We start from the raw sequence: 12,831 nt of genomic DNA on the forward strand, positions 1-12,831 counted from the left end.
CAAAGGAATTACCCGTGTTGACTATTGCCTCTACTCCAATGCTTTACCCCTTGTCCGATCGCGCCCTACTCAGCCTCAGCGGGGAAGAGCGGGTAAAATATCTGCAGGGTCAGGTTACCTGTGATGTGGCCTCCCTGGAGGCCGGCGATGCCACGCTCGGCGGCCACTGTGATGCCAAGGGCAAGCTATGGGCGCATTTCTGGCTCGCCAATCTGGGTGAACAGCTGTTGTTGCTGCTCAACCGGAGCCTGGTTGAAAAACAATTGCCCGAACTGAAAAAATTTGCCGTTTTCTCCAAGGTAGAGCTGAACGACACCAGCAACAACTGGCAGGTATTCGGCCTGGCCGGCGAAGGACTGTCCCACTGGCTCAACGCCCATGTGGGCGACGGCAACCTGTGGCAGGGGGGTATCGTCATTCCGGTGGCGGCGGAGCATGCCCTGCTGGTACTGCCGCTGGACGCCGAGCTGCCGGACCTGCCCAGGGGAGAAGAACAGGAATGGCAGGGGCTGATGATCCAGGCCGGCCTGCCCGATATGAGCGCCGTCCACCAGGGCGAATATATTCCCCAAATGCTGAACCTGCAGGCCCTCGGCGGCATCAGCTTCAGCAAGGGCTGCTACATGGGCCAGGAAACCGTGGCACGAGCCAAATACCGTGGTGCCAACAAGAAAGCCATGTTTGTGCTGGCCGGCAACAACGAGGGGCAGATTGAAGTCAACCAGGATCTGGAGCTTCAGCTGGGTGATAACTGGCGCCGAGCCGGCACCGTACTCAATGCCTGGCAGCAGGGGGAACACTGCCTGCTCACCGCCGTGCTCAACAAGGATCTGGGGCCGGATGCGGTATTGCGCCTCAAGGGACAGGAGGACAGCCGGCTGACGCTGCAGCCCCTGCCCTACGATCTGGTGGACTGACCAATCACCGCATGCTTCAACCAGGCGGCGGCCTTGCCCAGGGGCCGCTGCTTGTGCCAAACCAGCTCCAGCGCCACCGGCCAGTCCTGATCGTCGAACTCCAGTTCAGGTGATACCAGCAGTCCATTGGCCAAGGCGCCGGCCACCACATGCTCGGGCACAAAGGCCCAACCCAGATTGCGCTGCACCAGCTCGACGATCACCCAATGGCTTTCCACCCACCACACATCCGCCGCCACCCGCAGCCGCACCTTTTCCTCGCTGTCGTTACGGGTCGCCACCATCAACTGGCGATAACGTTTGAGCTCCTCCCAACCCACCTTTTGGCCGGCCAGGGCATGCTCGGGGGCGCAGACAATCTTCACCGGTACCCAACCGAGGGCATGGAAACCCAGTGAGGGAGATAAGATTTCCTGTCGCCACATAATGCCCAGATCAACCCGCTTTTCCAGCACCATACGGCTGACATCCTCCATCAGCGGAAACAGCAGCTCCAGCTCGACAGAGGGAAACTGGCGGGCAAAGTCATCCATCAGCTGAGCCAGCCAGGGAGAGGGGTACAGCTCATCCACCGCCAGCACCAGCCGACTCTCCACCCCTTCCCCCAGACTCTTGGCCACACCGCGAAAATGCTCACAGCGCTCCAGGATCACCCGGGCCTCCACCAATAGCCGCTCACCGGCCGGGGTGAGTCGGGGATAGCGCCCGCTGCGCAGAAACAGGCTGTTATCCAGATCGATTTCCAGGTTGGCGACCGCAGTGCTGACCACCGACTGGGCCTTGCCCAGGCGACGGGCGGCGGCAGAAAAAGAGCCGGTGTCCACGGTCGCCACAAAGGCCTGTAATTGTTCCAGGGAGAAGCTCATCTATCTGTTTATCCGATACTAACTAACTTTTTTACTGGATATTAGCAGATAGAATAGCCCACAGATTGCTTTCCAGGGAAATAACCATGCGTACCACTAGAGACAGGATCCGCCACGCCCTCGGCTTTGAAGTGATAGGGCTTGTCGTGTTCGCCCCGCTGGCCAGCTGGCTGTTCGGTTTCGAGCTCCATGAGATGGGGGTGCTGGCCCTGGCTGGGTCCATTATCGCCACCGTCTGGAATTACTTCTACAACCTGCTGTTCGATCACGCCATGGTGCGGATCCGTGGCAGCAGCCACAAGACCACCATGATACGGGTCTTTCATGCGCTGCTGTTCGAAGGAGGCTTGCTGTTGATTTTCCTGCCGATGATTGCCTGGCATTTAGGGATAAGTCTGATGGAGGCCTTGATGATGGATATCACCATGGCGCTGTTTTACCTGGTCTATGCCTATGTCTACAACCTGCTCTATGACAAGGTGTTTCCCATTCCCGGTATCTACCCGGGACAGGCAACCACCGAGCGGTAAACACCGGGCAATCGGAGTAATACGGTTCAGTTAAGGGGGTCTATCACCAGGGGCCGACTGTTGAGTCGGCCCCTGGTGATAGACCCCCTTTTTAGCTTAAGTGCGCGGCACCAGGCAAGCGGGGGCTTTCTTCCAGCCGCTACCACACAGACCCATGCCGAGGAGTTAGACCACCGGCGTTAACTCGTCCAGTGGCCAACGGGGTCGGGCCTTGACCGACAAAGGCTCAAAGACCCCCGCTTTTAGCCGCTGCAGGCCGGCAAAGGCAATCATGGCGCCGTTATCGGTACAGTATTCGGGGCGCGGATAGAAGACCTCCCCCCCCAGACCCGCCATCAGCTCCGCCAGCTGGGCCCGTAGTGACTGGTTGGCACTGACACCACCGGCCACCACCAGCCGGTTCAATCCGGTTTGCTGCAGGGCTCGCCGGCACTTGATGGCCAGGGTATCCACCACCGCCTGCTGAAAGGCATGGGCGATATCGGCACGGGTCTGTTCATCACTTCCCTCGGCCGCAATGGTATTGGCGGCAAAGGTCTTCAGCCCGGAAAAACTGAAATCCAGGCCTGGCCGGTCGGTCATCGGCCGCGGGAAGACAAAACGCCCCGCGCTGCCCTGCGCCGCCAGCCTGGCCAGGCGTGGCCCCCCCGGATAATCCAGCCCCATCAGCTTGGCAGTCTTGTCGAAGGCTTCGCCGGCGGCATCGTCAATGGACTCCCCGAGGATCTGATAGGCACCGATGCCATCGACCTGCACCAGCAGGGTATGGCCGCCGGACACCAGCAGTGCCATAAAAGGAAACGCCGGAATCCGCTCCTCCAGCATGGGTGCCAACAGGTGACCTTCCATATGGTGCACCGCCACCGCCGGCTTGCCCCAGGCAAAGGCCAGGCTGCGGCCAATGGTGGCGCCGACCAGCAGCGCGCCCATCAGGCCGGGACCCGCGGTATAGGCAATGCCGTCTATATCCTCCTTACTACAGCCGGCTTCCCTGAGGGCGGCATCGATAAGCGGAATGGTTTTACGCACATGGTCCCGGCTGGCCAGCTCGGGCACCACGCCGCCGTAATCGGCGTGCAGCTTGACCTGGCTGTACAGTTGATGTGCAACAATACCCTGCTCCTCGTCATAAATGGCGATGCCGGTTTCATCACAGGAGGTTTCTATACCCAATACACGCATGGCTTAATAAAGGCTGTCGGAAAAGATGGCGCTATGTTACCCTGCCCGCGATTTTTTAACCAGCCAAGGGCTGGCCGGACTTTACTTTGGGTCCGGGTTCAGAGTAGAATTTCGCACCATTTTTATTGTCATACTGGTCGGTGACAGGCCAGTGAACCGAGGTGAAAGGCACATGCCAGTAATTAAAGTACGTGAAAACGAGCCCTTCGACGTAGCCCTGCGTCGCTTCAAGCGTTCCTGCGAAAAGGCCGGTATTCTGTCTGAAGTGCGTCGTCGTGAGCACTATGAGAAGCCGACTACCGAGCGTAAGCGCGCCAAAGCAGCCGCTGTTAAGCGTCATGCCAAGAAACTGGCTCGCGAAAACGCACGTCGCACTCGTCTGTACTAAGCAGTCGCTGATCTCATGTCTTTAAAAGACCAGCTGTCAGAGCAACAAAAAAATGCCATGCGTGCCAAAGACAAGGCTCGCCTGGGCACCTTGCGTATGCTGCTGGCCGAGATCAAACAGAAAGAGATAGACAGCCGCGAATCCCTGGACGATGAAGCCATCATCGCCGTTATTACCAAGATGGTAAAACAGCGTAAAGACGCCGCCACCCAGTTTGAGCAGGCAGGCCGCCAAGAACTGGCCGATGGTGAACGCCAGGAAATCGTGGTGCTGCAGGAATTCCTGCCGCAACCTCTGACAGAAGACGAGCTGGAAGCCTTGCTGACCCGAGCCATCGCCGATACCGGCGCCACTGGCATGCAGGATATGGGCAAGGTCATGGCGGTACTCAAGCCGCTGATCCAGGGACGTGCAGATATGGGCAAGGTCAGCGCCAGCATCAAAGCCAAACTGGCTTAAACTGGTTGCTCCCTGTCGACGGGCCGTGCTTCTTTATGATGCACGGCTTTGTTTTTTCCGCTTTCCCGGTGAACTATGGCAGGTAAAATCCCCCAATCCTTTATCGACGATCTGCTGGCCAGAACCGATATCGTCGACCTGATCGATCAACGGGTGAAACTGAAAAAAGCGGGCAAGAACTACCAGGCCTGCTGCCCCTTCCATAACGAAAAATCTCCTTCTTTCACCGTCAGCCCCGATAAACAGTTCTACCATTGTTTCGGCTGTGGCGCCCATGGCACTGCCCTTGGCTTTATCATGGAATACGATGGCCTGGAGTTTCTCGACGCCATCGATGAACTGGCCAGTCTGCACGGCGTTACCGTACCCAGGGAAAGTACGGGCTCAGCGGAACACCAGGCTGCAACCAAGGCGGTACGCCAGGATCTCTATACCCGGCTAGATAACATCAATCGCTTCTATCAAAGCCAGCTCAAGCAATCGCAACAAGCTATCGACTACCTGAAAGGGCGAGGCCTGAGTGGAGAAATAGTCAAGCAGTTCGCCATCGGCTATGCCCCGGCCCAATGGGATGCCGTCAAGCGCCAGTTCGCCAGGAACTCGGACGCCGAACAGCAACTGCTTGAGGGTGGCATGCTGCTCAAGAGTGACAACGGGCGCGTCTACGACCGCTTTCGCGATCGCATCATGTTCCCCATCCGTGATCGCAAGGGACGCATCATCGGCTTCGGTGGCCGCATCCTGGAACAAGGAACTCCCAAGTATCTGAACTCCCCGGAAACCCCGGTGTTCCACAAAGGCAGGGAGCTCTACGGCCTGTATGAAACCCGCCAGGCACACCGCACCCCGGAGCGTATCCTGGTGGTGGAAGGCTATATGGATGTGGTCGCCCTGGCCCAGTTCGGCATCGATTATGCCGTAGCCACACTGGGCACCTCGACCACCCCGGATCACCTGCGGCTGCTGTTCCGCACCACCCAGGAAGTGGTCTGCTGCTACGACGGCGACCGGGCCGGGCGGGAAGCGGCCTGGCGCGCCCTGGACAATGCCCTGCCACTGATGCAGGACGGCCGCAGCCTGAAGTTCATCTTCCTGCCCGAAGGTGAAGACCCGGATACTCTGGTACGCAAGCTCGGCGCCCAGGCCTTTGAGCAGATGCTGAACCAGGCCCAGGATTTCGGGGACTTCCTGTTCGAGCGCCTGTCCCAGGACAACCAGCTCGGTGGCGAGGCCGGCCAGCATGAACTGGCCAAGCGGGCAGCGGAAGCCATCGGCCGGGTACCAGAAGGCTTTACCCGTGAGGGGCTGATCACCCGGCTCTCCCGCCAGCTGAACTGGGGCGAGAACGAGCGGCGGGTACGGGAGCTGTTTAACCGCCTACAGTCGACGGCAACGACCAACGACCAACGTCAGCCCAACCCGAAAAAGATAAAGCTCACCCCCCTTCGCCGTGCCATTGCACTTGTGCTACAATATCCGGCTGTCGCGGCCAGGCTGCCGGCCATGGTCGAATTGACCGAACTGTCTCTACCCGGCATCGAATTGTTGCTTGAGCTGTTAGACCAGGTTCGCCGCCATCCGGACATGAGCACGGCCCAGTTGCTGGAGCACTGGCGCGGGCACAGTGCTGAGCAGGCCCTTGCCAGGTTGGCGATGGCCGAAGAGCTGTTCGCCGGAGACAATATCGAACAAGAGCTGCAGGATATCTTCGTGGTACTGATCAACGGGTATCTGGCCCAGCGTATCGAGACCTTGCAGCAGAAAAGCAACAGTCCGCAGGGACTGACACCGACAGAAAAACAGGAATTGCTGCTATTGTTAACAGAGAGCAAAAGCGGCTCGGCCTGAACCTCGTTGAAAAACGGGTGCCCGGCCCCAATATCGTATGACATCCCCGAACGGGGAGACATGAAGCAGAACCGGCTGCAGCACCCACTCCCATAAACATCAAGATGGCGAGAGGTGTTGGCTAGCACGGACCGGCGTAGTCATGCTGGTCAATTTTTGTTATAATCGGCTACTTGCGCGCCATAAAAGAGTGCCTTATGCCTACATCCTCTTGCAACATCTAATCGGACGAGTTCTATGGAGCAAACCCCACAGTCACAGCTTAAGCTTCTCGTTGCCAAAGGTAAAGAACAGGGTTACCTGACTTATGCCGAGGTGAACGATCACCTCCCCCAGGAGATTGTCGACTCCGATCAGATTGAAGACATCATTCAGATGATCAACGACATGGGCATCCAGGTGGTTGAAAGCGCCCCCGATGCCGATGATCTGATGATGTCGGAAACCACTGCTGACGAAGATGCCGCCGAGGCCGCCGCTCAGGCACTGGCTTCTGTCGAGTCTGAAATCGGTCGCACCACGGATCCGGTACGCATGTACATGCGTGAAATGGGTACCGTGGAACTGCTGACCCGGGAAGGCGAAATCGACATCGCCAAACGCATCGAAGACGGGATCAACCAGGTGCAGAGTTCGGTGGCCGAATATCCCGAGGCCATTACCTCCCTGCTGGATCAGTTCGATCGTTTTGAAGCTGGTGATATCAAGCTGAGCGACATCATCTCCGGCTTTGTCGATCTGGACGAAACCGACGAAGTCGCCCCGACCGCCACCCATATCGGCTCTGAACTGAGCGAAAAAGATCTGGATGACGAAGACGACGACGAAGACGAAGATGAAGACGGGGACGACGACGATTCAGACGCCGATACCGGTCCGGATCCGGAAATCGCCCGGGAAAAGTTTGGCTTGCTGCGTACCCAGTATGAGACCACCCGCGCCACCATCCAGGCCAAGGGTCGTACATCGAGTGAGGCCGCCGAGCAGATAACAGTCCTGGCCGACGTCTTCCGTCAGTTCCGGTTGGTACCCAAGCAGTTTGATCGCCTGGTCAACAGCATGCGTGACATGATGGAGCGGGTACGCGTGCAGGAACGCATCATCATGAAGCTGTGTGTCGAGCAGTGCAAGATGCCGAAGAAGACCTTCGTGCAGGCATTTGCCCACCACGAAAGCGAACAGGCCTGGTTCGACAAGCAACTGACTGCCGGCAAAGCCTGGTCCGCCAAGATGGAAGAAGTGACCGAAGATGTGTTGCGCGCCATCGGTAAGCTGAAGCGGATAGAAGAAGAAACCGGCCTGACCATTTCCCAGATCAAGGACATCAACCGCCGCATGAGCATTGGCGAGGCCAAGGCCCGTCGTGCCAAGAAGGAAATGGTCGAAGCCAACCTGCGTCTGGTTATTTCTATCGCCAAGAAATATACCAACCGGGGTCTGCAGTTCCTGGACCTGATCCAGGAAGGCAATATCGGCCTGATGAAGGCGGTAGACAAGTTTGAATACCGTCGCGGTTACAAGTTCTCGACCTACGCCACCTGGTGGATTCGGCAGGCCATTACCCGTTCCATCGCGGATCAGGCCCGTACCATCCGTATTCCGGTGCACATGATCGAGACCATCAACAAGCTCAATCGGATTTCCCGGCAGATGCTGCAGGAAATGGGCCGCGAGCCGACCCCGGAGGAGCTGGCTCACCGTATGGCCATGCCGGAAGACAAGATCCGCAAGGTGCTGAAAATCGCCAAGGAGCCGATCTCGATGGAAACGCCCATCGGTGATGATGAAGACTCCCATCTGGGCGATTTTATCGAGGATACCACGCTGTCGCTGCCCGCCGACTCGGCCACCAGCGAAAGCCTGCGTAACGCCACCCACGATGTGCTGGCCGGGCTGACCGCCCGGGAAGCCAAGGTGCTGCGTATGCGCTTCGGCATCGATATGAACACGGATCACACCCTGGAAGAAGTCGGCAAGCAGTTCGACGTTACCCGGGAGCGTATCCGCCAGATCGAAGCCAAAGCCCTGCGCAAGCTGCGCCACCCGAGCCGCTCGGAAGTGCTGCGCAGCTTCCTCGACGAGTAAGCAAAACCGCATCAACAAGGGGCGCTCAGGCGCCCCTTGTTGTTTTCTACCCCACTCCCCCTTATCCGCTTAAAAAGCAGACACCCGGTCAGCCGGGCTCTGGACAGCCGACGGTGCATTCCTTATAATCGGCTCCACTTTTGGCCCCTTAGCTCAGTTGGTTAGAGCGCTCGACTCATAATCGATCGGTCGCTGGTTCAAGTCCAGCAGGGGCCACCAAATACCAGGGTTAGCAGCTTAACAGCCGCTAACCCTTTTTTGTGCCCTGTGTTCCATATTCCGGAGGGAACATCATCGGCACCTGCCCAAACAGGCCTCACCTATCTTTTAAATGGCTGTTCCGCCTGGTAAAGCGCGACCGGCTGCCATGGGAAAACGCGCCTGCCCTTCCGGCATTTCCGCTGTCCATGGCAGTAGGTGCCGAGGCGAAGCCTACAGCGGGCATGCCTGCGTATGATGCCTATCTTATAACAAACAGATTAAGTAACCGGTCTGTTTAGTTGCTTTGTAAAGGTCGGACGAATGGCCTACTCCGACGACCTTCCCTGATGCAACAGAGTCGCCTGTTGGCACAGTCTACAGGCGACTCAGCACTCGTGAAGAAGTGCATAAAAAATCCGTAACCATATTAATGGTTACGGATTTTGACTGGAGATAGGGCCTCTGTGACTCCTAACCGGTAGCTATTGAAGAGCTTTTTCGGCCTTTGAAGAGCTTACCGCTACATGATGCGGCCGCCACTGGTTCTGAGGATCCAGAGGCAAGCCTCCCCCTTTCAAGGCATCAGTCGATGCGATCCTCAAAGGTGCTGAGTGATCGCACCCGATCCTCGTCAACCAGGACGCCCAGCCCCGGGGCCTCGGGTAACTCTATGTGCATTTCGCTGCCGGGCATGTCGGCAACATCGGCGGATATCATGGCCGGTCCCACCATGTCATTGGCCACAATGTTACAATGGGCCATCGCCAGGTGTGCGCCCGCCAGGGTGGCCACGGAGGACTCCACCATGGAGCCTATCTGGCAGGGAATATCGGCAGCGAGACCGAGTTCGGCCATGGCGCGGGCGGCGTGCAATCCCCCGGATTTCATCAGCTTGATATTGACCATGTCCGCCGCCTCGCGCCGGACCACCTCAAGCATGTCACGTACACCGTGAATGGGCTCGTCGGCCATGATCAAGGCCTCGGTGGATTGGGTGATCCGGGCCAGCGCGTCCAGGTTCTCGATGGAGACAGGTTGTTCGAACCACTCCACCCGATACGGGGAAGCATGTCGAATAACCTGCAATGCCTGCTTGGCAGTCCAGCCCTGGTTGGCATCCACCCTCAAGGCCACACCCGGGCTCATTGCCTCCCGGACGCGAGCGATGCGTTCAATATCCTGCTCCGGGGCATCGCCGAGCTTGATCTTGATCGAGCTATAGCCTCGCTCACAGGCCTCTCGGGCCTGGCGCGCCATCTCCTCCGGCGCCAGCATGCTGATCACGCAGGGCAGTTCGAGGCGGGCATGGAAGCGTCCTCCGAGCAGGCTATAGAGGGGGACCTTGCAGTGTCTGGCCAGCAGATCGTGCAGGGCGATGTCCAGGGCAGCCTTGGCGGACGGGTTATGACGTATGCGCGCCTCGGCCATCCGGTGGAAGGCGCCGATGCTGTCGAACGTGCGCCCAATCAGCAGCGGTGACAGCTCCTTGGTGATGATTTGCCGGGCTGCCTGCCAGGTTTCCCCCGAGACATGCTGGTCAACAACCGCTTCTCCCCACCCCACTTCTCCCGACGTCGATTCGATCCTGACCAGTATGCTTTCGATATCTTCATAGGTGTCGTAGGCGATCTTAAATGGCTGTTTGAGTGGCAAGCGAATGCCATAAACGGTGATCTGTTTAATCTGCATAGGAAAACGTCCTTCAAGACCAGGAAATATAATAGGCAAGGGTGACCATGCTGGCGGCCAGCATCAGCTGGATGATAAACAATGGCAAGATCCACTTGATCCATTTGCTCCAGGAGACGCCGGCCACCGACAGTCCCGCCATAAAGTAGCCGGAGGTGGGGGTGATGATATTGGTGATCCCGTCGCCCAGCTGGAAGGCAAGCACCGCGGTCTGGCGGGTAACGCCCACAAGATCAGCCAGCGGTACCATCAGCGGCATGGTGAGGGCGGCCTGACCGCTACCGGAGGGCACCAGGCAGTTAAGGAACAGCTGCACCAGGAACATGCCGACGGCCGTGAGCACGGGAGGCATGCCGCCAATCAGCTGCTCAAGGTGATAGAGGATGGTATCGAGGATGCTGCCATTCTTGAGCACAATCAGAATACCGAAGGCAAAACCAACCACTAGGGCCCCCATGGCGATTTCCTTGAGTCCATTCACAAACTGCTCGGCGATCTCGTTGGGGCTCATGCGGGCAAAGGCTCCGACCATCATGCTCATCAGCAGGAACACACCGGACATTTCGCCGATATACCAACCATGGCGGATAACGCCGTAGGCGATCACCAGGATGGAGCCGGCGAAGGCCAACAGGATCAAGCGGTCGGAATGAGTAAGGGGGGTCTCACTGAGCGCATCCTGACTCCCCGCAGCCCCGGAAGCCGGGGCCGATTTTACCTTGGCGGCATAACGGGTCACGAAAGCAATGCTCACCCCAACGAATACCAGCCAGTAAACGACCCTCAGGCCCAGGCCAGAAAACATCGGCAGTTGGGCAATATCCTGGGCCACACCAACGGTAAAGGGGTTCATGAACGCCGCGGAGAATCCGGCTCCGGCACCAACCAGCGGGACAGCGGCGGCGACCATGGCGTTATAGCCCAGCATCTTCATCATGGGCGCCAGTATGATGATAAAGGCGATGGTTTCCTCGGCAAGGCCAAAGGTAGCGCCGCCGATGGCGAACAGCAGCATCAGCAGCGGGATCAGCACGAGATCATGGCCCGACAGGCTACGACTGATACTGGCCACCAGCTTCTGCAGCACCCCCGTCGCCTTGAGCACACCGAAGGCGCCCCCGGAGATAAAGATAAAGAAGATGATGCTGCTGCCTTCTTTCATTCCCTCAAAGACCGCCATAAAAGGCGTGAGTAGTGTTGCCTTCTGTCCATCGATAGTGGCGTAGCTGCCTGGCACCACCACCGTCTTGCCCTGTTCGGACAGCACCCGTTCATAGCTGCCAGCATCGATCAGGTAGGTCATCGCGGCCGCGACACAAATAAAGGTGAACAAGACCACGAAGATATGTGGAAAAGCGAGCTGACGGCGTGGTGTCGCCTCAAGCATAGAAGTTCTTTCCAGATGACTCATGTTACCTCCCTGGTTCACCGGTTGCTGTCGAGAAAACGGCGAGCGGCATGGGAAAGAAAGCGGCTTCCTTTCTCCAGGATGTCGTCGTTGAAGTCATAGTCGGGCTGGTGCAGCTGCGGCGCGGCGCTACCGCAGCCATTGCCAATCCAGGCATAGGTACCGGGTACCTCTTCAAGGAAGGCCCCCATGTCATCAGCTCCCATGCTGATCGGATGATCCACCAGCAAGGCCTCTCCCCACAGCTCTGCAACCACGCTGCGGGAAAGGGTGGCACAAGCCGGGTCATTGGCTACCGGGGGGGTAGAGCGGCGGTAGTCAATGGTCGGAGTACACCCCGTCGCCAGGCCGATGCCTTGCACAATATCGTGGATGCGCTTTTCGATATGCTGCCTGACCTCGGGCTTGAAACTGCGGGCGGTCCCTTTCAGCCTGGCCGAGGCCGGGATAATGTTGCTGGCATGACCGCTCTGGAGGCTGCCGACGCTGACCACGGCGATGTCCTCGGGGTTGGTATTACGGCTGACTATCTGCTGCAGGGCGGTCACGAACAGCCCGGAGGCCAAGACCGGATCCGACGCCAGATGAGGCATGGCGCCATGGCCGCCCTCGGAGTTGAACTGCACCTCGAAGTCATCACTCGATGCCATATGTGGCCTGTCGTGAACAACAAAGCATCCCGCCTCGACCCCGGGCCAATTATGCAGCCCGAATATCGCCTCGATGGGAAAGCGCTCCAGCAGACCGTCTTCGAGCATGGCGGGGGCCCCGGTGCCGAGCTCCTCGGCCGGCTGGAAGATCAACACCACCCGGCCGGAAGGGGGACGCTTCTGCACCAGGGAGAGGGCGGCCCCGACCAGCATCGCCGTGTGACCATCATGGCCGCAGGCATGCATCACCCCCTGATGGCTGGAGCAATACTCGATGCTGTTCTCTTCAACCAGCGGCAGGGCGTCCATGTCGGCCCTCAGGCCCACGCTGCGGCCGGCGGACAGACCGTTAATGACGCCGACCACGCCGTGGCCGCCGATACCCTGATGCACCTCGTCGACGCCGATCTCCCGCAGCATGCCGATGACCCGCTCGGCAGTCTGCTGTTCGCCACAGGAAAGCTCCGGAAAACGATGAAGCTCGCGCCGAAAGGCAATCATGCGCTCTATATCACGCTCATTCATTGGCTAGATCCCTCTATTGTGTCATTGCCAAAAACCGTTTTTCCTCCGCGACGGCACAGACTCTCATTGCAAGAGGTACGTCG

At 58.5% G+C, this 12,831-nt stretch carries 10 protein-coding genes, 1 tRNA gene and 1 pseudogene; 7 read left to right on the forward strand and 5 right to left on the reverse strand.

The window, feature by feature from the left end; all coding sequences use genetic code 11:
- Positions 1–38 precede the first annotated feature (38 nt).
- Positions 39–917, forward strand: coding sequence for a CAF17-like 4Fe-4S cluster assembly/insertion protein YgfZ (ygfZ, locus tag DCS96_RS11140; RefSeq protein ID WP_198650055.1), 879 nt, complete (start codon positions 39–41; stop codon positions 915–917).
- Here the strand turns inward: ygfZ and DCS96_RS11145 are convergent.
- On the reverse strand, positions 899–1,783 hold the full coding sequence (locus tag DCS96_RS11145) for a LysR family transcriptional regulator (protein WP_116474331.1): 885 nt from the start codon (positions 1,781–1,783) through the stop codon (positions 899–901). The two genes, ygfZ and DCS96_RS11145, sit on opposite strands and share 19 nt — an antisense overlap.
- A gap of 86 nt (positions 1,784–1,869) precedes the next feature.
- Between DCS96_RS11145 and DCS96_RS11150 the strand changes: the two genes are divergently transcribed.
- The gene (locus DCS96_RS11150) at positions 1,870–2,313 is read left to right on the forward strand and encodes a PACE efflux transporter (RefSeq protein WP_116474332.1); all 444 of its coding nucleotides are present in this window, start codon (positions 1,870–1,872) and stop codon (positions 2,311–2,313) included.
- A gap of 165 nt (positions 2,314–2,478) precedes the next feature.
- Here the strand turns inward: DCS96_RS11150 and tsaD are convergent, their stop codons facing one another.
- A complete protein-coding gene (gene tsaD / locus DCS96_RS11155) occupies positions 2,479–3,495 on the reverse strand; it encodes a tRNA (adenosine(37)-N6)-threonylcarbamoyltransferase complex transferase subunit TsaD (protein WP_116474333.1) in 1,017 nt (338 codons plus the stop codon).
- 172 nt (positions 3,496–3,667) lie between these two features.
- On the opposite strand from tsaD, the gene rpsU reads away from it, so the two are divergent.
- The 5 genes and pseudogenes from rpsU (at position 3,668) to DCS96_RS11180 (ending at position 8,494) form a co-directional block, all read left to right on the forward strand.
- Entirely contained in the window at positions 3,668–3,883 is a 216-nt protein-coding gene (rpsU, locus tag DCS96_RS11160; protein ID WP_014293599.1) for a 30S ribosomal protein S21, read from the forward strand.
- A gap of 15 nt (positions 3,884–3,898) precedes the next feature.
- Positions 3,899–4,342 carry a GatB/YqeY domain-containing protein gene (locus tag DCS96_RS11165; RefSeq protein ID WP_116474334.1) on the forward strand — a complete coding sequence of 148 codons (444 nt, stop codon included), beginning with the start codon at positions 3,899–3,901 and terminating at the stop codon, positions 4,340–4,342.
- Positions 4,343–4,417: 75 nt separating this feature from the next.
- Complete coding sequence (gene dnaG, locus DCS96_RS11170; protein ID WP_116474335.1) at positions 4,418–6,190, forward strand: DNA primase; 1,773 nt, start codon at positions 4,418–4,420, stop codon at positions 6,188–6,190.
- Between the two features lie 231 nt (positions 6,191–6,421).
- Positions 6,422–8,275: pseudogene (gene rpoD, locus DCS96_RS11175) on the forward strand (RNA polymerase sigma factor RpoD); the annotation flags it as partial.
- 142 nt (positions 8,276–8,417) lie between these two features.
- A tRNA-Ile gene (locus tag DCS96_RS11180) sits at positions 8,418–8,494 on the forward strand.
- Positions 8,495–9,058: 564 nt separating this feature from the next.
- On the opposite strand, the gene DCS96_RS11185 is transcribed toward DCS96_RS11180, so the two are convergent.
- Genes DCS96_RS11185 through DCS96_RS11195 form a run of 3 tightly spaced genes read right to left on the reverse strand, consistent with a single transcriptional unit; the run spans position 9,059 to position 12,748 of the window.
- Positions 9,059–10,165 (reverse strand): mandelate racemase/muconate lactonizing enzyme family protein, encoded by a 1,107-nt coding sequence (locus DCS96_RS11185; protein ID WP_116474337.1) that lies wholly within the window; start codon positions 10,163–10,165, stop codon positions 9,059–9,061.
- Between the two features lie 13 nt (positions 10,166–10,178).
- Positions 10,179–11,576, reverse strand: coding sequence for a YfcC family protein (locus DCS96_RS11190; RefSeq protein WP_116474338.1), 1,398 nt, complete (start codon positions 11,574–11,576; stop codon positions 10,179–10,181).
- 14 nt (positions 11,577–11,590) lie between these two features.
- On the reverse strand, positions 11,591–12,748 hold the full coding sequence (locus DCS96_RS11195; RefSeq protein WP_116474339.1) for a M20 metallopeptidase family protein: 1,158 nt from the start codon (positions 12,746–12,748) through the stop codon (positions 11,591–11,593).
- Positions 12,749–12,831: the final 83 nt, after the last annotated feature.

The sequence above is a fragment of the Zobellella maritima genome (genome assembly GCF_003075035.1).
In the GTDB taxonomy this organism is placed as follows: Bacteria; Pseudomonadota; Gammaproteobacteria; order Enterobacterales; family Aeromonadaceae; genus Oceanimonas; species Oceanimonas maritima.

Excerpts from the sequence above, each read along its gene's own strand:
- ygfZ (WP_198650055.1), top strand. The coding sequence starts at position 39 with ATGCTTTACCCCTTGTCCGATCGCGCCCTACTCAGCCTCAGCGGGGAA.
- DCS96_RS11145 (WP_116474331.1), bottom strand. The coding sequence starts at position 1,783 with ATGAGCTTCTCCCTGGAACAATTACAGGCCTTTGTGGCGACCGTGGAC.
- DCS96_RS11150 (WP_116474332.1), top strand. The coding sequence starts at position 1,870 with ATGCGTACCACTAGAGACAGGATCCGCCACGCCCTCGGCTTTGAAGTG.
- tsaD (WP_116474333.1), bottom strand. The coding sequence starts at position 3,495 with ATGCGTGTATTGGGTATAGAAACCTCCTGTGATGAAACCGGCATCGCC.
- rpsU (WP_014293599.1), top strand. The coding sequence starts at position 3,668 with ATGCCAGTAATTAAAGTACGTGAAAACGAGCCCTTCGACGTAGCCCTG.
- DCS96_RS11165 (WP_116474334.1), top strand. The coding sequence starts at position 3,899 with ATGTCTTTAAAAGACCAGCTGTCAGAGCAACAAAAAAATGCCATGCGT.
- dnaG (WP_116474335.1), top strand. The coding sequence starts at position 4,418 with ATGGCAGGTAAAATCCCCCAATCCTTTATCGACGATCTGCTGGCCAGA.
- DCS96_RS11185 (WP_116474337.1), bottom strand. The coding sequence starts at position 10,165 with ATGCAGATTAAACAGATCACCGTTTATGGCATTCGCTTGCCACTCAAA.
- DCS96_RS11190 (WP_116474338.1), bottom strand. The coding sequence starts at position 11,576 with ATGAGTCATCTGGAAAGAACTTCTATGCTTGAGGCGACACCACGCCGT.
- DCS96_RS11195 (WP_116474339.1), bottom strand. The coding sequence starts at position 12,748 with ATGAATGAGCGTGATATAGAGCGCATGATTGCCTTTCGGCGCGAGCTT.